The sequence below is a fragment of the Nonomuraea mangrovi genome (assembly GCF_042681425.1).
Classification (GTDB): Bacteria; Actinomycetota; Actinomycetes; order Streptosporangiales; family Streptosporangiaceae; genus Nonomuraea; species Nonomuraea mangrovi.
In genome coordinates this window covers 15,345-33,255 of record NZ_JBHUFV010000052.1, presented here as the reverse complement: position 1 = coordinate 33,255, position 17,911 = coordinate 15,345, and the positions used below count along the sequence as shown (strand labels likewise).

The 17,911-nt window shown below is 70.5% G+C and carries 17 protein-coding genes; 6 read left to right on the top strand and 11 right to left on the bottom strand.

Translation table 11 applies throughout. The features are described 5' to 3' along the window. Positions 1-91 precede the first annotated feature (91 nt). Complete coding sequence (locus ACFSKW_RS35470; protein WP_379577377.1) at positions 92-946, bottom strand: NmrA family NAD(P)-binding protein; 855 nt, start codon at positions 944-946, stop codon at positions 92-94. Between the two features lie 121 nt (positions 947-1,067). On the opposite strand from ACFSKW_RS35470, the gene ACFSKW_RS35465 reads away from it, so the two are divergent. Further along, positions 1,068-4,259, top strand: a complete 3,192-nt coding sequence (locus ACFSKW_RS35465; RefSeq protein ID WP_379577375.1) for an AfsR/SARP family transcriptional regulator — start codon at positions 1,068-1,070, stop codon at positions 4,257-4,259. Between the two features lie 174 nt (positions 4,260-4,433). Here ACFSKW_RS35465 and ACFSKW_RS35460 read toward each other — a convergent pair whose 3' ends face one another. The 4 genes from ACFSKW_RS35460 to ACFSKW_RS35445 all read right to left on the bottom strand — a co-directional run bounded on the left by ACFSKW_RS35460 (position 4,434) and on the right by ACFSKW_RS35445 (position 8,745). Then, complete coding sequence (locus tag ACFSKW_RS35460) at positions 4,434-5,555, bottom strand: alkene reductase (RefSeq protein ID WP_379577599.1); 1,122 nt, start codon at positions 5,553-5,555, stop codon at positions 4,434-4,436. 209 nt (positions 5,556-5,764) lie between these two features. Then, positions 5,765-6,943: a phosphorylase family protein gene (locus ACFSKW_RS35455; protein ID WP_379577373.1), complete on the bottom strand. Its 1,179-nt coding sequence runs from the start codon at positions 6,941-6,943 to the stop codon at positions 5,765-5,767. A 38-nt stretch (positions 6,944-6,981) separates the two neighbouring features. Next, a complete protein-coding gene (gene pyrH / locus ACFSKW_RS35450) occupies positions 6,982-7,704 on the bottom strand; it encodes a UMP kinase (protein WP_379577371.1) in 723 nt (240 codons plus the stop codon). 195 nt (positions 7,705-7,899) lie between these two features. Beyond that, a complete protein-coding gene (locus tag ACFSKW_RS35445; RefSeq protein ID WP_379577369.1) occupies positions 7,900-8,745 on the bottom strand; it encodes a haloalkane dehalogenase in 846 nt (281 codons plus the stop codon). 93 nt (positions 8,746-8,838) lie between these two features. Here ACFSKW_RS35445 and ACFSKW_RS35440 point away from each other — a divergent pair, with 93 nt between their 5' ends. After that, positions 8,839-9,324 carry a MarR family winged helix-turn-helix transcriptional regulator gene (locus tag ACFSKW_RS35440; RefSeq protein ID WP_379577367.1) on the top strand — a complete coding sequence of 162 codons (486 nt, stop codon included), beginning with the start codon at positions 8,839-8,841 and terminating at the stop codon, positions 9,322-9,324. A gap of 692 nt (positions 9,325-10,016) precedes the next feature. Further along, entirely contained in the window at positions 10,017-10,583 is a 567-nt protein-coding gene (locus ACFSKW_RS35435; RefSeq protein ID WP_379577365.1) for an NUDIX domain-containing protein, read from the top strand. 180 nt (positions 10,584-10,763) lie between these two features. Here the strand turns inward: ACFSKW_RS35435 and ACFSKW_RS35430 are convergent, their stop codons facing one another. The 4 genes from ACFSKW_RS35430 to ACFSKW_RS35415 form a co-directional block, all read right to left on the bottom strand. Continuing rightward, entirely contained in the window at positions 10,764-11,438 is a 675-nt protein-coding gene (locus ACFSKW_RS35430; RefSeq protein WP_379577363.1) for a tetratricopeptide repeat protein, read from the bottom strand. 42 nt (positions 11,439-11,480) lie between these two features. Continuing rightward, positions 11,481-11,903 (bottom strand): hypothetical protein, encoded by a 423-nt coding sequence (locus tag ACFSKW_RS35425; RefSeq protein ID WP_379577361.1) that lies wholly within the window; start codon positions 11,901-11,903, stop codon positions 11,481-11,483. Between the two features lie 169 nt (positions 11,904-12,072). Beyond that, positions 12,073-13,311, bottom strand: a complete 1,239-nt coding sequence (locus tag ACFSKW_RS35420) for a GNAT family N-acetyltransferase (protein ID WP_379577359.1) — start codon at positions 13,309-13,311, stop codon at positions 12,073-12,075. Further along, on the bottom strand, positions 13,308-13,643 hold the full coding sequence (locus ACFSKW_RS35415) for a hypothetical protein (protein WP_379577357.1): 336 nt from the start codon (positions 13,641-13,643) through the stop codon (positions 13,308-13,310). The genes ACFSKW_RS35420 and ACFSKW_RS35415 overlap by 4 nt, the downstream gene beginning before the upstream one ends. Before the next feature lie 386 nt (positions 13,644-14,029). Between ACFSKW_RS35415 and ACFSKW_RS35410 the strand changes: the two genes are divergently transcribed. Then, on the top strand, positions 14,030-14,395 hold the full coding sequence (locus tag ACFSKW_RS35410) for a VOC family protein (RefSeq protein WP_379577355.1): 366 nt from the start codon (positions 14,030-14,032) through the stop codon (positions 14,393-14,395). 479 nt (positions 14,396-14,874) lie between these two features. Here the strand turns inward: ACFSKW_RS35410 and ACFSKW_RS35405 are convergent, their stop codons facing one another. Next, positions 14,875-15,717: an alpha/beta fold hydrolase gene (locus ACFSKW_RS35405; RefSeq protein ID WP_379577353.1), complete on the bottom strand. Its 843-nt coding sequence runs from the start codon at positions 15,715-15,717 to the stop codon at positions 14,875-14,877. Between the two features lie 91 nt (positions 15,718-15,808). Between ACFSKW_RS35405 and ACFSKW_RS35400 the strand changes: the two genes are divergently transcribed. After that, the gene (locus ACFSKW_RS35400) at positions 15,809-16,393 is read left to right on the top strand and encodes a TetR/AcrR family transcriptional regulator (protein WP_379577351.1); all 585 of its coding nucleotides are present in this window, start codon (positions 15,809-15,811) and stop codon (positions 16,391-16,393) included. Between the two features lie 21 nt (positions 16,394-16,414). On the opposite strand, the gene ACFSKW_RS35395 is transcribed toward ACFSKW_RS35400, so the two are convergent. Further along, a complete protein-coding gene (locus tag ACFSKW_RS35395; protein WP_379577349.1) occupies positions 16,415-17,347 on the bottom strand; it encodes a helix-turn-helix domain-containing protein in 933 nt (310 codons plus the stop codon). 130 nt (positions 17,348-17,477) lie between these two features. On the opposite strand from ACFSKW_RS35395, the gene ACFSKW_RS35390 reads away from it, so the two are divergent. Further along, positions 17,478-17,789, top strand: coding sequence for a cupin domain-containing protein (locus ACFSKW_RS35390; protein WP_379577347.1), 312 nt, complete (start codon positions 17,478-17,480; stop codon positions 17,787-17,789). The last annotated feature ends 122 nt before the right edge of the window (positions 17,790-17,911 follow it).

Genomic DNA, 17,911 nt, shown 5'->3' with positions numbered 1-17,911 from the left:
GAAGCCGGTGTGGAGGACGGTCCGAGTGATGAGGGGTTCGCGTCCGTGCGCCGGAATCCGCCATGACGCGGCCGAGGTGGCTCTCGCGCGGTCAACCCAGGTAGAAGTCCCTGCGAGCGGCCACGAACGACTCGATCGTCTGGGCGGGTACCCCTGTCACGCGTTCCACGTCGTCGGACGCGCGGTCGTAGCGATTCTCACGGTGCAGCCGGGCCATGGTGGCGATGTGCTGTTCGGTGTGCGGAGGCAGGCCCGCCTTCGCGAGCACCTCGGCCAGCCACCTGTCGAGCGGCACGTCCAGATAGGACACCGCACGCCCCAACGCCTTCGAGAACTCCTCGGCCATCTCCGTCATGTCGACCGTGCGTGGCCCGGTCAGCTCGTAGACGTTCCCGGCGTGCGGAGCCGGGTCGCGCAGCACGGTGGCCACCACCCGGGCGACGTCGTCCACGGCGACCGGCGACGTGCGCCCGGTACCGAACGGGAGCGCGATCGTGCCGTTCTCCCTGATCGATTGTGCCGCCAGCGTGGTGAACAGCGGATTGTTCAGGAACGACGTCGGCCGGATGTGGACCACCGGCAGGCCCGACCAGTTGAACACCTGCTCGGCCAGCCAGTGCAGCCGCTGCTGGTGCGACTCCGCGGTGCTGGTGGCGCTCATCTGCGACACCGTCATCTGTGACATGCCGACCAGGCCGGCCAGCCCCCCACGCTCCCTCGCCACGGTGGCCACCACCGTCGCCGCCAGCAGATGGTCCGGCGAGACGGGCATCGCGAAGTACATCCGACCGACGCCCTCCAATGCTGCCGCGACCGTCTCGGGTCGCGTCAGATCGCCGAGGACGACCTCCGCGCCGAGCGCACGCATCGTGGCCCGCGGCGTCTGGAGAGCCCCGCCCGGCGGCATCTCGCGGACGTGATGCTCGACGGGTTCGACGACCGCCACAAGGAGAGGTGATCTCGCGCCGGGGCGAGGACGCCTTCCGGGTGAGCAACGACCGGTGGCACGCCACGATCAGGACCTGGGGCAGCGGAAAGGCCCTTCGTACGGTGTGTACGGTTTCCGTATGCGGTTCGGGGTGCTCGGTCCACTGATGGTGTGGGATGGCGAGGGGCAGGAGATCAGGGTCCCCGAGGCGAAGGTCAGGGCGCTGCTCGCCGATCTGCTGGCGCACGAGGGCAGGCCGGTCTCCGCCGACCGGCTCATCGACGACCTGTGGGGTGAGGAGCCGCCGGGTAACCCGGCCAACGCCCTGCAGGCCAAGGTGTCCCAGCTGCGCCGGGCTCTCGGCCGTGACCGCGTGGTCCATCAGGTGCCCGGTTACCGGCTCCGCGTCGACGACGCCGAGGACGAAGTCGACCAGCGTCTCTTCCAGTCCTTGGTGGCCGAGGCCCGCCTGGCGGGCGACCCGCGGGCGAGGGCCGCGCTGCTCACGGAGGCGCTGGAGCTGTGGCGGGGACCCGCGTTCGCCGATTTCGCCGACGAGGAGTTCGCGCGTGCGGCGGCGCACCGCCTGGCCGAACAGCGCCTGGCCGTCCTGGAGGAGCAGGCCGAGGCCCGTCTCGAAGCGGGCGACCGTACCCTGCTGACCGGGGAGCTCGCCGATCTGGTGGACCGCCATCCGCTGCGGGAACGGTTGCGCGCCGTCCAGATGCGGGCCTTGTACCTGGCCGGTCGCCAGGGCGACGCGCTGGCCTCGTACGCGGAGCTGCGTGACAGGCTGGCGCAGGAGCTGGGTCTCGACCCGAGTCCGGAACTGGCCGCGCTGCACACCGCGATCCTCCGCCAGGACGTGTCACTCGCTCCCGGCACCGTACCCCTTCCCGCCACGGCGCAGGACGGCGGCCGGCCCCTGTCGAACCTGCCGGCCCCGCTCACCGCCCTGATCGGCCGCGACACGTCCGTGGAGGAGGTCGTACGGCTTCTCGGCACCGCGCGCCTGGTGACGCTCACGGGAACGGGCGGGGTCGGCAAGACGCGGCTTGCCGTGGAGCTCGGCGCCAGGCTCCTCGGGGAGGTGCCCGACGGGGTGTGGCTCGTGGAGCTCGCCGGCCAGAGAGGTGAGATGGCGGACCTCGTCCAGGTGGTCGCGGGAGTGCTCGGTGTCAGGGACGACGTGCCCTCCGGCCTCGGTGGGCCTCAGGCGCCCGTCGACCGGCTCATCGCCGCCCTGCGCGACCGCCGGACCCTGCTCGTCGTCGACAACTGCGAACACGTCGTCGAACCGGCGGCCGAGCTCGTCGACCGGCTGTTGCGCGCCGCGCCTGGACTGCGCGTGCTGGCCACCAGCCAGGAGCCGCTGGGTCTGGCCGGAGAGACCGTCTTCCTGGTCGAGCCGCTCGAGGAGACCGAGGCGGTGCGGCTGTTCACCGCGCGTGCCGCGGCGGCGGCCCCCGGTTTCTCGCTGGACGAGGCCGACCGGGTGTCCGTGGCGGAGATTTGCCGCCGTCTCGACGGCATTCCGCTCGCCCTCGAACTCGCCGCCACCCGTGTCCGTGCTCTTGGCGTGCGAGAGTTGGCCGCCCGCCTGGACAACAGGTTCCGGCTGCTCACCCATGGGCAGCGAGGCGCCCCCGCCCGTCAGCGAACCCTGCGGGCGATGATCGACTGGAGCTGGGAACTGCTCGGTGAGCCCGAGCGTGCCGTGCTGCGCCGTCTCGCCGTGCACGTCGACGGCTGCACCCTGGAGGCCGCGGAAGCGGTGTGCGCGGGTGACCGTGTTCCTCACGAGGAGGTCCTCGACCTGCTCACCCGGCTCGTGGACCGGTCGCTGGTCGTCATGGTCGACGGGCCGGCAGGCCCCCGTTACCGGCTGCTCGAGTCCGTGAGCGTGTACGCGATGGAGCGTCTGCGGGAGGCGCAGGAGGCCGACGCCACACGGGGCCGGTACCTGCGCCACTACCTGGACCTCGCGGAGCGGGCCGAGCCCCGGCTTCGTGGGGCAGGGCAGCAGGCGTGGCTCGGCCGCCTCGACGCCGAGGCCGCCAACCTGCGCTCGGCGCTCGAGGAGGCGGTACGGCGGGCCGCGACGGACGAGGCCCCTGGCGGTGAAGCGGTGCGGCTCGCCACCGCGCTGAGCTGGTGGTGGCTGCTACGTGGCCGGTTGAGCGAAGCCGGCCGCGCCCTGTCGGCGGTACTCGCCGTCGCTCCCGAGGCCGCCGAACTCCGCGTCCTGCGAGGCGCGTTCGCGCTGCTGACCGGGGACCGTTCCCAGGCACGTCCGGGCCTCGATTCGGCGATCGCGGATCCCGTGCGGCGCGGCCGGGCCGTGTGGCTGTACGCGTACGGGCTGTTCAACGGCGGCGATCCCGCCACCAGCGCGGAGGTCAACGGCCGGGCACTCGACCTCTTCACGGCGGCCGGCGACCTGTGGGGCACGGCCGCCGCTCTTGGGCTGCGGGCCATGCACGCGTTGATCCGGGGTGACCTCGCCGGCATGGAACGGGACGGTCTGCGCGGCGCCGAGCTGTTCCGCGCGCTCGGGGACCGCTGGGGCGAGCTGCAGACCGCGCAGCCGCTCGCCGCGCTCGCCGAGATCAAGGGCGACTACGAGGAGGCCTGGCGCCTGCAGAGCGAGGGACTGCGCATCGCGCAGGACCTCGGCCTGGAGACGGAGCTCTCCTCACGCCAGTCCGGCCTCGGCAGGCTGGCGCTGCTCGCCAAGGAGTGGGACAGGGCTCGTGAGCTGCACGAGCGTGCCAGGCGGCTGGCCGCCGAACACGGGTACAAATACGGCGAGGTCCACGCGGAGATGGGACTGGCCCTCGGTGAACGTCGCTCAGGCGACCTCGATGCCGCCGAGGCGCGCCTGCTGCGCATCCGTGACGCGTACGCCGGTCTGTCCTCGAAGGCGGGCGACCATCTGGTCCTCGCGGAGCTGGGTTTCGTCGCCGAACTGCGCGGGGACGCGGCTCGGGCGGCAACCCGCCATCTCCTCGGGCTCGAGATCGCCCGCTCTCTTGATGAACCGCGCGCCATGGCCCTGTCCCTGGAGGGACTCGCCGGAGCGGCGGCGCTGTATGGCGAGGCGGATCGAGCCGGATGCGGCGCCCTACTGCTCGGCGCGGCGGACGCGGCTCGCCGGAGCGTGGGCGCACCGCTGCCGCCGGCCGAGCGCGGCGACGTCGACCGGATCACGACGGCGTTGACGGCCGCCCTGGGCGGGGCGGCCTTCGCCGACGCGTTCCTGCGGGGCACGGACCTGACGCCGGAGGAGGCAGGGGACGCCGCCCTGGCAGCCCTTACTCCTGCGTCCTGACTGGTCAGCTCTCCTGTGTCCTGACTGGTCAACGCCCTGAGCACCGGACGGCTCCCCGGCCTGGCGCGCGGACCTCGAGGGACTCCGGTGCTCGCGGGGACTGCGGTGCCTCGCCCGGCTCAGGAGATCTCATGAGGGATGGCCCCTCGTCGTCCGCGGGCCGGCTCGCGATGGTCATGCGGCGGCCGGTTCGGGCGCCGGGACCTGATGCGGGGCGGCGGTCGACACGGGGTAGTCGGTGTAGCCCGCTTCTCCGCCCGTGTACATCATGCCCGCGTCGCGTACCGGATTGAGCGGCGCACCGGTGCGGAGCCGTTCGACCAGGTCGGGGTTCGCCAGGAAGGCGCGGCCGAGCGAGACCAGGTCGGCTCCGGCGGCGAGCAGCCGCTCGCCTTCGTGCCTGCCGCCGTCGGCGGGCAGCGGCCCCGGCCACGGCAGCGCCGGGTTGGCGATCAGCGTGCCCGGCCAGCCCTCCCTGAGGGTACGGAAGATCGGCTGGTCGGGGTCGGCGAAGACGACGTGCAGGTAGGCCAGGCCGAGAGGCGCCAGCGCGTCGATGAGCGCCGGATAGATGCGCGCGGTGTCGCCTTCGTCGATGCCGTTGACCGCGACTCCGGGAGAGATGCGCAGCCCCACACGGTCGGAGCCGATCGCCTCGGCGACGGCCCGCACCACCTCGACCACGAGGCGGACGCGGCCTGTGACAGGGCCGCCGTAGGCGTCGGTGCGGCGGTTGGTGTTCTGCGCCAGGAACTGGTGCAGAAGGTAACCGTTGGCGGCGTGCACCTCCACTCCGGCGAACCCCGCGTCGATGGCGTTGCGGGCGGCGGCGGCGAAGTCGGCCACCGTGGAGGCGATCTCGTCCAGGGTCATCTGGCGGGGCACGACGGTGTTCTGGTGCCCGCTGGGAGTGAAGATGGTGTCAGGAAGAGGCACCGGGGAGGGCGCGACGGGTGTCGACCCGCTGTTGTCGGGGTGGCCGACGCGGCCGCCGTGCTGCAGTTGCAGGAACATACGCCCCCCTGCGGCGTGCACGGCGCCCGTGACCTGCCGCCATCCGGCCACGTGCGCCTGGCCGTAGATGGCGGGAATGTTGGGGTAGGTCTGTCCGACGGCGTTCGGTGTGGCCGCCTCGGCGATGATCAATCCGGCGGAGGCGCGTTGCGCGTAGTAGGTGGCCATGATGGGCTCAGGGACGCCGTCCGCCGCCGCCCTGTTGCGGCTCATCGGTGCCATGACCAGCCGATTGGGCAGACGCAGCGCGCCCAGCTCGGCGGGTTCGAACAAGGGGGACACCGGTGATGGTTCTTTGCCCGGCGTGCCGTCGACGAGCTCTTCGTTCTGTGCGTACGCGGTCATGGTCCGCTCCTGCCGTTGGTTCGTGCTGCTGGCAGGAATGACTGTGCTCGTAAGCGCTTCGGAAGCGCTGATGGTCCGCTGATGCGCGCTCTGTCGGCACCTCGGACCTCAGGGCCGGTTCCACGCCTTCACCGGGCGCCATCGGATCATGACTCGACGTCGACGCCGAACAGCGGTTCGTCCGCCGCACGGAGATCCTGGTTGGGCAGCCCGTTCGGGTACTCACGCCTCACCCGATCGAGGGCTGCCAGCGCGATACCGAGATGACCGCGTTTGCTCGCCTCGTAGAAGGACTGCGCGCCACCGGAGAGCTTGGGATCGGCGTGCAGAGGCTTATCCGAGACGCACAGCAGCGTCGCGTTCGGGATGCGGTAGCGGAAGCCGTTGGCCGCGATCGTCGCCGACTCCATGTCGACGGCGATACTGCGCGCGCCTTTCATCAGCGCAAGGGTCCTGCCCTGGTTGAACTCCCAATTGCGGTTGTCGGTGGTGTGGACGACGCCGAGGCGGTAGCGGGCGTGCGCGGCGTCAAGGCTGTCGAGCAGGAAGGTGTTCAGCCGGTGGTTGGGGATGACGGGGATCTCGATCGGCAGCACCTCGTCGAGCACGTGGTCGGCTCGCTGGTAGGCGGTCGCGAGCACGAAATCGCCCCGGGCCTGATGGTTGCGCAGGCCTCCGCAGTGCCCGATCATGATCATCGTGTCGGGCCGCAGCACGGCGAGGTGGTCGGTGATGGTCTTGGCGTTCGACGGGCCGACGCCGATGTTGACCAGGCTGACACCGTCGCCGTGCGGAGTGCGGTGATGCCAGGCGGGCATCTGGACCCCTGGTCGGCTCGGGCCCTCGGCATCGGGAAAACGCTCCCTGAAGGACTCGACGTGCATGGCGTAGTTGGTGAACAGGACATGCCGCTGAAAGGACTCGGCCGGTGTGCCGCAGTAGTGCGAGAGCCGGTCGAGGGACAGCGCCATGCGTTCGGGGCCGAACAGGAACAGCTTCTTGCTTCGCAGGTCGATGCGGTCCTCGTCGAGGGCCGCGAAGAAGGCGGGGTCGTCGAACGCCGGGGCGCGCCGGGATGCCCGCACGGTCACGGTCGCACCGGCCTTCAGCAAAGCCGACAGCTCTCGATGCAGGTAGCCGCGGATCGCGTCCGGCCTCGCGAATTCTCCGGTGATGCGCGGGTTGGCCGTCGACCATGGCCGCTCGACCTCGATCGCGGGATACCAGCCCTCCGCGTCCAACGAGCCGAGCGCGTCGAGCAGTTCGTCGACGGCGGACGCGATGCTCTGCGACGGTGTCCTCTTCTTGGTTACTTCGGCATCCACTGGGCCCCCTCATACTGTTCCAACCGGTTCTTAGCAGGTCAGACGGACCGGGCGATGCGCGTGCCGACGTCCTCGCCCCGGCAGATCGCGCTCATCGCGCCCACCGCGGCGACGTCGAAGACGTGCATGAGCAGCCCCTGCTCGTCAGCGAGGACGAAGGCGCTCTGGTCCATGACCTTCACCCCTGCGGCCAGCGCCTTCCGGTAGGTGAGGTCGGTGAATCGTTCGGCGTCGGGGTCCAGGTTGGGATCGCGGTCGTAGACGCCGTCCACCCCACGCTTGGCGACCAGCAGCGCGTCCACTTCCAGTTCCAACGCTCGCTGGACGGCGGGATAGTCGGTGGTGACGTAGGGCTGCCCGATGCCGCCCGCCAGCAGCACGATCAGCCCGCGCCGCAGGTGCCGGTCCGCGCGCAGCCGGATGTACGGCTCGGCCACGCTCTGCATCGGCACCGCCGTCATCACCCGCACATCCGACTCGCTGCGCGCCGTCAGCACGCCGCGCAGCATCAGCGCGTTCATCACCGTGCCGAGTATGCCGATGTTGTCGGCCTCGGCCCGGCCGATGCCCCATCCTTCGGCCATCCGCCCCCGGAAGTAGTTGCCGCCGCCGACGACCACGGCGAGCTCGATCCCGAGTTCGTGCACCGACAGCAACTCGTCCGAAAGCTGAGCAAGGCTCTCCGGATCGGCGCCCCAGCCCGTGGGGCCCGCCAGGGCCTCCCCGCTGAGCTTCACCACGACACGTGAATAGCGACCCACGATCTCACTCCTTCAGCGGGTCGCACGGTCGGCGACCCGGCCCAGCCTACGAGAGCGACGCGGCGTCACCGCGTTCGGCCGTGCCGGGCGAGCCCCTTGTTTTTCTTACGGTTCCTTTCAGGTCACGCGAGGTGTGTCGCCACCGCGCTTGTCCTGAGATGACGCATCACGATTCCCGTCGAATGGGGCGACGGATCAGCGGGGAACCCAGGCGGTGATCGCAGCCGCGATCGCCTCGGGCTGGTCTTCGGTGGCGTGGTGACCTGCCGGTCCAATGTGTTCGATCTGCAGGCCGGCGATGTTGTCCTTGCACCAGGCGGCGGTCTCCGGGGTGATGAGCAAGGTCGGGGAGGAGTCTAAGGTGAGCAGCAGCTTGGGGATGTCAGAGCTGGTGGCCAGCCAGGCGTCATAGGCGGCGACCCGTTCGGCCACGTCGGCGGGCTCGCCGTCGAGCGGCAGTGAGCGGGCCCACTGCAGGACGGGGCGACGGCTGTCACGCGTGGGGTAGGGCTCCAGGTAGGCGGCCATCTCGTCCGGGCTCAGCGGATGGAGGACGCCGCCTGTGTAGGCGGTTTCGATGAAGAAGTTCTGGTCGAGGACCAGGTCCTCGCCCTTCGGCGAGCGCATGGTCTCGGCGCGGGCGCGGGGGGCCTCGCCCAGTTCGCTCCACGACATGGGGCGGACGATCGTCTCGAAGAAGGCGATGCCGCGCACCCGCTCGGGGTGACGGGCGGCCCAGTCGAAAGCCAGGGCGCCGCCCCAGTCGTGACCCACGAGCACGACGTCGTCCAGGCCGAGGGCGTCGAACCAGGCGTCGAGGTAGCGAGCGTGGTCGGCGAAGGTGTAGGCGATGTCGGGCTTGCCGGAGCGGCCCATGCCGATGAGGTCGGGGGCGAGCAGCCGGGCGGGAGCGCCGATCCCGGGCAGCACCTTGCGCCAGGAATGGGAGGAGGAAGGGTTGCCGTGGAGGAAGACCAGCGCGGGACCGCTGCCGGTGTCCTCGTAGTGAATGGAGGAGTCCAGGACGTCGACGTAAGGCATGATCACAACAATCTGTTAGTCAGGCGAACGTTTGTGGCACTAACGAATCTATATCGTTAGGGCGACTAACGCAAGGGAGATATCATCGGAGCCATGGCCATCGGCGACATGCGGCATCTGGGCGACGATCAGGCGACTCCGGCACGGCTGCGGCGGATACCCAGCAGGCTGCTGTCGATCGCGGCGGCGCAGGCTGATCGGCTGGTGACCACCGGACTGGCCGAAGCGGAAGGACGCAAGTGGCACTACGCCGCCCTGACCGCGCTGCAGGACTCCGGCCCGGCCAGCCAGGCGACGCTGAGCCGCCGGACCGGCATCTACCGAAGCGACCTGGTCGCGGTGATCAACGAGCTCGCCGAGCGCGGTCAGGTGGAGCGCGCCCCTGATGAGACCGACCGCCGCCGCAACGTCATCACCATCACCCAGGAAGGCCGGAAGCAGTTGGACCGGCTCGACGCCCTGCTGTCGACCCTGCAGGACCAACTGCTCGCGCCCCTGACCGTGGCGGAACGAGAGCAGTTGGTCGAGCTCCTGGGACGGCTGGTCGAGCACCACGCACGAGCCGGCGACGCGTCCTGACCGCCGGGGTGGCGACCGGCCACCCGAAGGCCCGCCGTCAGCCGCGGCCCCTGCGGCACGTCGCACGCCCTCCGGCAGGCGCCAGCGTGATTCTGGCCGGGCTCGCCGCGCGGCGCGTGGGGGTTCGAGGACCTCCCACCCCCACGAAAAAGCCAAGAAGGTGCCTTCCGATCGGCACCTGTTCTCGTTCCACACCAGTCAGACGGGGAAGGCACCACCGCCCCCGGATGTCCGGCCCTCCGCATTCCTTCAGCCGTCGCCGCGATGAGCGCGCAGTTCCCGGCACGCCTGGTGACGGCTGCGCCGGCGCTCCTCCCGCCGGAAGCAGTACCACTCCCGATTCCCACCCCTGGTGCCGCAACCGAACACGTAGAAGGCGGGGGCACTTGCGGTGGCCCAGGGACGCGCTCTCGGCGGTGATCTCGTCCGGCAGCGTGCACGGCCCGAACCGATGATCATGCACGTGCAGGCAGGTCACCATCGGCACGTCGGCCATCCGCACCCACCAGGGCCGGGTCTTGTCGGTCTTGCTCATACGGTCACCTTTCGGCTCCGTGACGCCCCAGGATGGGGCCGTCATGGGACCGGGTGCACCGTGATCACCTCCGACGCCGGGCACGATCATCATGCCGCGTCCGACATCACCGTGAGCCCCTTGATCTTCATATGGATGGCATGCGCGTCAACCGGTCGTGGCGCTGTGGCCGGCAGCCGGCCGTTTGCGGTACGGCGGAGGCCTTAACAGACTGGGGATCATGAAAGCGTTGTCAGTACTCACCGTCAGCGCGGTAGCGCGCAGGAACGGTGAAGTCCTCCTGGTCCGACAGCGGAACGCGGGCGATGCGGGCTTGGGATGGGACTTGCCCGGCGGGATGGTCGAGGCTGGAGAACTCGCCGACGACGCGGTGCTCCGCGAGATCTGGGAAGAGACAGGGCTGAGGGCGGACATGCCGTCCCGGCTGCTGTGCATCGCGCAGTTCCGCAACCCCGACGCGCCGCCTCCTGGCATGTTGACCGCGATGTACTTCGAGGTCGAAGGGCTGCAGGGGGAGATCTGTTGTCAAGATCCAGATGGGGATGTGCTGGACGCGGAATGGGTCTCGATCGCTGAAGCGGTCATCAGACTGTCCGCCGGCCGCGCATCTCATATGCGTGATCCCGCCGTTCGCTGTCTGACCCGTCCTGGGCCCGAGGTGAGCTTCTGGACGTGGCCGAACGGCCTGGCTCACGAACCTCGGGTGATCCCGCCTGACGATTGAGGTGACGGCAGGCGGATGTATGCCGCATTCGGCGACGACGGTGACGCGACGTCCCACTCCGGCGGCGATTCGGATCGCGAGCCGTGACATCCGAACCGGTGACGACGGCCAGGCCGGGCTCTCGCGGTTCCTGCAGGACTTCCACGCCTGCCTGACCATGCTGACCTGCTTGATGAAGACCTAGTCGGGGAGTGTGGCGGCTTCGGCGGCGGCCGCCGTCGCCTCGTCGAGGCGGTCGAGCCGCTGCAGGCAGGCGCTCAGGGCGAGCAGGGCGTCACGCAGGTCCTGCTCGGCTCGACGGACCTCCTTCCGCGAGGACTCCAGCTCCTCGTGCCGCCGCTTGAGCAGGTACGCCTCGGAGTAGCGGTGATCGTCGTCCCAGTCGTCCTCCGCCTCCAGCTCCCGGTGCCGCTCCTGATGAGCGCGTGCTCTGTCGCGGTAGAGCTGTACCGCCTGCTCGCCGGCGCTCAGCGCTGCATGCGGCGCCCCCAGCGCGAGCAGGCGGACGCCGAGGTCGTGCCAGGCCCCTGCCTGGTAGGTGTCACGCTTACGGCGCCGCATCCTTCCCATCGCCTCGACGATGCACGCGTGCGCCTGTTCGGGCTGCCCGCTGCGGACGAGCCGTTCGCTGCACAGGTCCACCGCCTGGAGGAACTGAACCGTCGAGTCGGCCTGGTGCCACCAAGCCGCCATGACCTCGGCGCTCACCTCTGCGGCCTCGGCCACGCGGCCGACCTTGTCCAGCCGATCCGCATAGGCCGTCAACGCGTGGATGAGTTCGAAGCTCGCCGATGTGGCCCCAGCGTGCCGGAGCCGTCCGCGGATCTCGGTCACCGCCTCGGCCGCGGACTCCACCGCCTCCTGGTCGCGGCCGAGCCTGGCGAGGAGCAGCGTCCGTCAGTAGCGCGCGTCCGGGGCCTCTGCCTGCGCGGATCGGTTGGTCTCCGACAGCAGCAGGAGTTCGTCGACGACCTCGAGTGCCTCCTCGTGCCGCTTGCACTCCATGAGGCTGCGACGTAACGCGGCCAAGGCGTGGACGATCCGGTCGGCGAACAGACCCGGTCGGACGGCGGACAACCTCCCATAGACCGCCAGTTCTTCCCGGCGAGCCAGGCAGGTGAGATCGTCCCATCCCAGTTCGGTCAGCCACTTGGCGAGTCGGTCCAGCGAGTCGGGTAAGGCGGTCGGCGTGGGCCACGTATCCGGGGATCGCCCACGCAGCCGCCTGACCCGCTCGAGCTCGTCCGCCGCCCACCACACGGTCTTGTCCGGCCGGACCACACCCCCGTAACGGGCTGGATCCACGGGGCGTGCGAGCATCGCAGGCTGAACCACCTCAGCGTCCGGCCCGTTCGTCACCTGTGTATACCCTCTGCACGTGGTGGGGTGGAGTGGCGGCAAGGGCTCCAGCACCGCCGCTGAACGGAGGCCGGATCACCACGACCCACCAGATCATCTCAGAAGTAGATCAACCGAGTGATCCACTGTCCTAGTACGGCAGGTAGTAGCTGAGCAGGTCGGCGGTCAGCGGCGGGAAGAGCGCCTGGAACAGCTCTTCCTCCCCGGCGTAGACGTCGGGCCGGATCCGGGTCAGCCCCTCGATCCCGTGCGGGCCGAACAGCAGGGCGGGCAGGTGGTCGGGCGCGACTCCGGCGCCTCCCACGACTCCCGGGCCCTGCATCGCGCCGCCCGTGACGACCTCACCGAGGCCGTCGGCGTGGACCGGGATCCGGTAGTGGGCACCGAAGGTCGAGATGACGAGGTCGCGGCCGGTGTGATCCATCCCGGCTGTGGTGAGGCGCTGCCGGAGCAGCGGCCGCAGCCGGTCGAGCAGCGTCGCGACGTCCGGGATGCGGACGTAGTACTGCTCCGCCTGCTTGCGCGGCTCATGGTCGAGGAAGTCCTGCCATGCGGCGGCGGTCACGGTACCGGCCCGATGGACGACCCGCACCTGGCCGCCTGGCACCAGGCCGGCGACGCCTCGCAGCAGGTCCCGTGCCGCCGCCTCGTCCCGTGCGGCGGCCTCGGCCAGCAGCACCTCGTCGTCGTCGGGTGGCGTGGTGCGTCCGGTGGCGACGACGGTGCCGGCGCGCTCCAGGACCCAGAGGCTGCTCCCCTCGTGGGCCGGCAGCCACCGCCAGCACGCCGCCGAGTGCGGCATGGCCACGTCGAACCGGTCCTGAGCCGTGTCCTGCAGGGCCGCCATGGCGGGGATGTCGGAGGGCAGGGCGGCGCGGAGCGCGGGGATCCCCTCACCGGGCGGCGGGGTGCGCACGGTCAGCGCCCGAGGAATGTCGATGGCGTACTCGTAGCCGAACAGCCGGTAGAAGTACGGGATCCCGATCATCGTCTGAATCACGTGGCCGCGGGCGGCGGAGCGGTCGTGGGCCCATCGCATGAGCGCTCGTACGAGTCCGCGTCCTTCGTATTCGCGGTCGGTGGCGACCAGCTCGACCTGGCCGGCGGGCAGGTGGACGTCGCCGATGCGTACCACTTCGTCGAGGAGCGTCGCGGTGGACACGACCCGGTCGCCGTCGACGACCACGGCGCAGGCGGACCAACCGGCGTCGGGGTCCGTGACGACCAGCCGGTGGTCGAGGGCGTCGACCGGATCACCGCGCTCGGCGAGGAGCGTGCCGATCTGGTCGAGGTCCGCGGGCTGTGCCTGTCGCAGGACGAGACCGTCGGCCAGTGGAGTGGCTGCGGGGGAGGCGGTGGTCGTGGTCACGGCGGGACTATCGCATCGCCATGGCCGCCTCGTCCATCGAGTTTCCGCCGGGTGGGGCGCGCAGTCCTATCATTCGTTCCGACCTGGCCGTCTTCACGGAGGCGTCGCGCAGCGTGCTGGACGCTACCCCCGCCGAGAACGCCGGCGCCGACCATGAGGGGCAGCCCGGCGACCAGCAGGTTGTTCGAGAGCGTCCGGCTCCCGAACATCGGGATGTCCTCGCCCGGCCGGCCCTTGAGATCGGCGATGGCCCTGTGCGCGTCCGCCCGCCGCGCGATGGTGGTGGTGTCGGTCCACGGCGCCGTGTCCTTCTCGGTCAGCGAGTCGGACACGACGACCTTCCGCAACGCGTTGTCGCGCTGCCCGGTCTCACGGTGCGGGTCGGCCAGGCCGGGATTGTCGGCGACCGCAGGGACAGAGTGAGGTCCTCGACCGCCGGCCGGTACCCCTTGAGCCCCATGTACATCGTCGCGCCCAGCAGGAGAAATGTGCTGTCTGGTACCGCTCACGCGGGCACCGCCTCGCGCACCGGCCTCGAAGCGCCGGGCACCCGCGTCGACCTGGATAGCCACCGGGGTTGATGCGCGAGGGACACACGAAGGGCGTCGATGCGGCCGCCGGTCCGGGGCTGCGGGCGAGGACTCAGGAGCCGGGTACGGCATCGCCGTACAGAAGCGATGTCCAGGCCTTGGTGAGCGTGTCGACCAGGACCTCCTCGTTGTCGAACGGTGGGACCCTCCCTGACGGCAGCACGCTGACCGTCGAACTCCGTCTCGGCGACACCACGCTGGCAGTGGCGGGGGAGATGCCTGCTCGGGGGATGCGCGCTCCTGCGGGCCTCGGGGCCACCTCCGCGGCCTTTCACGTCCCGGTTCCCGACGTCGACGCGGCGTGGGCTCGGGCGATGGAGGCGGGTGCGACGGTCTTCGAGCCGGTGCAAGACGCCTTCTGGGGTGACCGCACCGGCCAGCTGCTGGATCCGTTCGGGCACCGGTGGGCGCTGAATCAGCACGTCCGGGACGTCCCCGCGGACGAGATCGCCCGCAGGGCGGCGGAACTGCTCAGCGGTTCAGCGTCGGCGTGAGGCGGACAGGCCGGCGCGCGCCGGCCCGAAAGGCGACGGCGTGCGCGCGCCGGCCGTCGGGGGCCGCGGAGACACGGGCCGGCCCTTCGACACCACGTCGATCAGTAGCGTTGGTCCAGCACCGCGACGAGGCCGCGAAGTTCGCGCGCCCGCTTGCGTGACATCGCCGCCATCACGGCCTCGAGATACTCGCGGGCCTGCCACGGGTCGCCGCAACACGCCCGCTCCGTGCAGCTGCCGCCGCCATCGTCCCAAAGGCGTCGATTCGGCCGGTGGACGAAGCTTCTCCAGAGGACGAAGGCGGACCCGGCCGACCCGTCCCACCGGTGCTGACCGCCGCCTCCCGCGTGTCGGGCCCACGGCGCGATTCGCCGCGCTGTGGGCCCGACAGGATCCGGAAAGGCAGGCACCTGCGCATGCGAGGCGCCGTCCTGTCCCGGCGACGGCGGGGAAGCGTCACTGGCCGGCGCTTCCCCGCGTCACTTGCCGACGAAGGCCAGCAACGCCTCGTTGACCTCGGCGGCGTGCGTCCACAGCAGCCCGTGCGGCGCTCCCTCGACCTCGATGTAGTCCGCCTCAGGGAAGGCCTGGTGGAAGGGGCGTCCGGTGGAGTCGATCGGCAGGATGTTGTCCTTGGTGCCGTGCAGGATCAGTGACGGCTTGCCGGCGGCCCGCACCGCGGCCACGTCCTCGCGGAAGTCCTCGATCCAGGAGGACACCACCGCGTAGGCCGCGACTGGGGCGGAGGTGGTGGCGGTGTTCCAGTTGGCGGTGACGACTTCCTGGCTGATCCTGCTGCCCAGGTTCTCGTCGAGGTTGTAGAAGTCCTTGTAGAACTGGGTGAACCAGGCGTAGCGGTCGGCTCGTGCCGTGTCGGCGATGCCGTCGAACACCGCCCGCGGTACTCCGGTGGGGTTGTCGTCGGCCGCCAGCAGGAACGGCTCCAGGGACGCCAGGAAGGCCAGCTTGGCGACCCTCTCGTGGCCGTGGTTCCTCACGTAGCGGGCGAGTTCGCCGGTGCCCATGGAGAATCCGACGAGGATGACGTCGCGCAGATCCAGTGTCTCCAGGAGGGTGTTGAGATCGGCTGCGAAGGTGTCGTAGTCGTAGCCGCTGCCGACCTTGCTGGACTGGCCGAAGCCGCGGCGGTCGTAGGTGATGACCCGGTGGCCGGCGGCGAGGAGCTCGCGGGTCTGGCGCTCCCAGCTGTGCCCGTTCAGGGGATAGCCGTGGATGAGGACGACCGGCTGACCGGCCCCCTGGTCCTCGTAGTAGAGCTCGATGCTGGTGCTGTTCTCGGCACCGACCTTGATGTAGCCCATGACAGTACTCCCTCCCTCGCAGAGAACGATCGTTCTCTGCCTGTGTCCCCTACAGTAGAGAACGATGGTTCTCTGTGCAAGGAGGGTTCTCGTGATCGATGAGGCGACGGCGCAGGAACGGGTGGTGTCCACTGCCGACCGGCTGTTCTACGCCCACGGGGTTCAGGCCGTCGGGATGGACACCGTTCGCACCGAGTCCGGCGTCTCGCTGAAGCGCATCTACGCGCTGTTCCCCTCCAAGGACGACCTGGTCCTCGCCGTGCTGCGCCACCGTACGAACCAGTGGAACACCGGCATGGCCGGTGCCGTCGCCGGTGCGGGAACGCCGCGTGACAAGGTGTTGGCCATCTTCGACTTCCTCGCCGCGTGGTTCCGCGAGGACAGTTTCCGCGGCTGCGCCTTCATCAACGTGTTCGGCGAGTTGGGAGGCGGCAGCGACAGGGTCGCCGAGGCCGTTCGCGAGCAGAAGGCGTCCTTCCAGCGCCGTGTCGCCGAACTGGTCCGCGAGGCCGGCGGCCCAGGCCACCTCGCTCCGCAGCTGGCCCTCCTCGCCGAGGGTGCCCAGACCACGGCCGCCATCTCGCAGGATCCCGACGCGGCGGCGCACGCCCGCGCCGCCGCGGAAACCCTCATCCGGTGCGCGCTCGGTGACTCCGAGAGCGCGCCCGCCGCCTGACATCCCACTGCCAGGGCCCGGTCACGTCGCCGGCCTTCCCCGGTAGGTGCGACGGTAGGCCGTCGGCGTGGTGGCCGCGTCCCTGGACATGTGCAGCCGCAGGTTCGCGGCCGTGCCGAGCCCGCAGCGGCGGGCCACCTCCTCCACGGTCAGATCGCTGTTCTCCAGGAGTCGACGCGCCTCGAGGAGACGTTGCGCGGCCAGCCAGCGCAGCGGGGTGGTGCCCGTCTCGGCGACGAAGCGCCGCGCGAAGGTGCGCGGCGCGAACCCTGCCTGGCGGGCGAGGTCGGCGACGGTCAACGGCTCGGCCAGCCGATCGAGCGCCCATGCGCAGACCGCGGCCATCCCGGCACCGGCGGCCGGTACCGGGCGCTCCAGGAACTGCGCCTGACCGCCGTCACGGTGGGGCGCGACGACCAGGCGCCGCGCGACCCGGACCGCGGCCTGCGGGCCGTAGTCGGTGCGCACCAGGTGCAGGCAGAGGTCGATGCCCGCGGCGAAGCCTGCGCTGGTCAGGACGTTCCCGTTGTCGACGTACAGCAGGTCGGGATCGACGTCGACCGCCGGATGGCGGGCGGCCAGCTCGGCCGCGTCCATCCAGTGGGTGGTCGCCTGGCGGCCGTCCAGCAGGCCCGCGGCCGCCAGGGCGAACGCTCCGGTGCACACCGAGACCACCCGCGCGCCTCGCGCGGCGGCGGCGCGCAGCGCGTCCAGCACCGGTGGCGCGGGTTCGTCCAGCGGCGCGTAACCCGGCACGACGACGGTGTCGGCGGTGGCCAGGGAATCCAACCCCAGCGGGACATGCATGTCCCAACCGGAGGTCGTGGGCACCCGTCCGGGCGACTCCGCGCAGACGGCGAACGAGTAGTGGTCCCGGTCGCCGAAGACCTCTGCCGGAATCGCCAGGTCGAACGCGACCACGTCGGGCAGCGCCAGGGCGATGACACGGTGCATGGCAGCATTCTTGCGCACAGAGGCATTCCTGCTACTCGTTCCGTGCGCCGTCGCGGGGCAGGCTGGTGGCTCGGCACCGGGGCTCGGCCGGCGAGGTCCGAGCGCCGCGAACGAAGGAGAAGGAACCCTCATGCTCTTCATCGACGCCCGCTCCTACACCGCCGAGCGGCCCTGGGGAGCCCTGGACATCACCGAGATCGACGATGTGAGCGTACGGCTGCACTGGACGGACCAGCCGTACGTCTGGCACGTCAACGACGGGCCCGAAGTCTTCGTGGTGCTCGACGGCGTCGTCGACATGCACTACCGCAGCGACGGCGAGGAGCATGTCGAGCGGCTCACCCCAGGGCGTATCTGCCACGCCGCACCAGGCGACGAGCATGTCGCGCACCCCGCACCGGAGGCGCGCATCCTGGTCATCGAACGCAGGGGCAGCATCTGATCCACCACGTAGCCGTGGCGCGTTCTGGGAATTCCCCTCGCGTCGTCGCGTGCGGTGGGCGGCGGGCGGCGACGCCGTCCGGCTGGGCCTCGATCCCGGCTGTTCGGCGCGCAACGACGATG

What these genes read in the sequence shown, in the direction of transcription:
- ACFSKW_RS35465 (WP_379577375.1), top strand. Translation starts at nt 1,068, where the DNA reads ATGCGGTTCGGGGTGCTCGGTCCACTGATGGTGTGGGATGGCGAGGGG.
- ACFSKW_RS35440 (WP_379577367.1), top strand. Translation starts at nt 8,839, where the DNA reads ATGGCCATCGGCGACATGCGGCATCTGGGCGACGATCAGGCGACTCCG.
- ACFSKW_RS35395 (WP_379577349.1), bottom strand. Translation starts at nt 17,347, where the DNA reads ATGCACCGTGTCATCGCCCTGGCGCTGCCCGACGTGGTCGCGTTCGAC.
- ACFSKW_RS35425 (WP_379577361.1), bottom strand. Translation starts at nt 11,903, where the DNA reads ATGCTCGCACGCCCCGTGGATCCAGCCCGTTACGGGGGTGTGGTCCGG.
- ACFSKW_RS35390 (WP_379577347.1), top strand. Translation starts at nt 17,478, where the DNA reads ATGCTCTTCATCGACGCCCGCTCCTACACCGCCGAGCGGCCCTGGGGA.
- ACFSKW_RS35445 (WP_379577369.1), bottom strand. Translation starts at nt 8,745, where the DNA reads ATGCCTTACGTCGACGTCCTGGACTCCTCCATTCACTACGAGGACACC.
- ACFSKW_RS35405 (WP_379577353.1), bottom strand. Translation starts at nt 15,717, where the DNA reads ATGGGCTACATCAAGGTCGGTGCCGAGAACAGCACCAGCATCGAGCTC.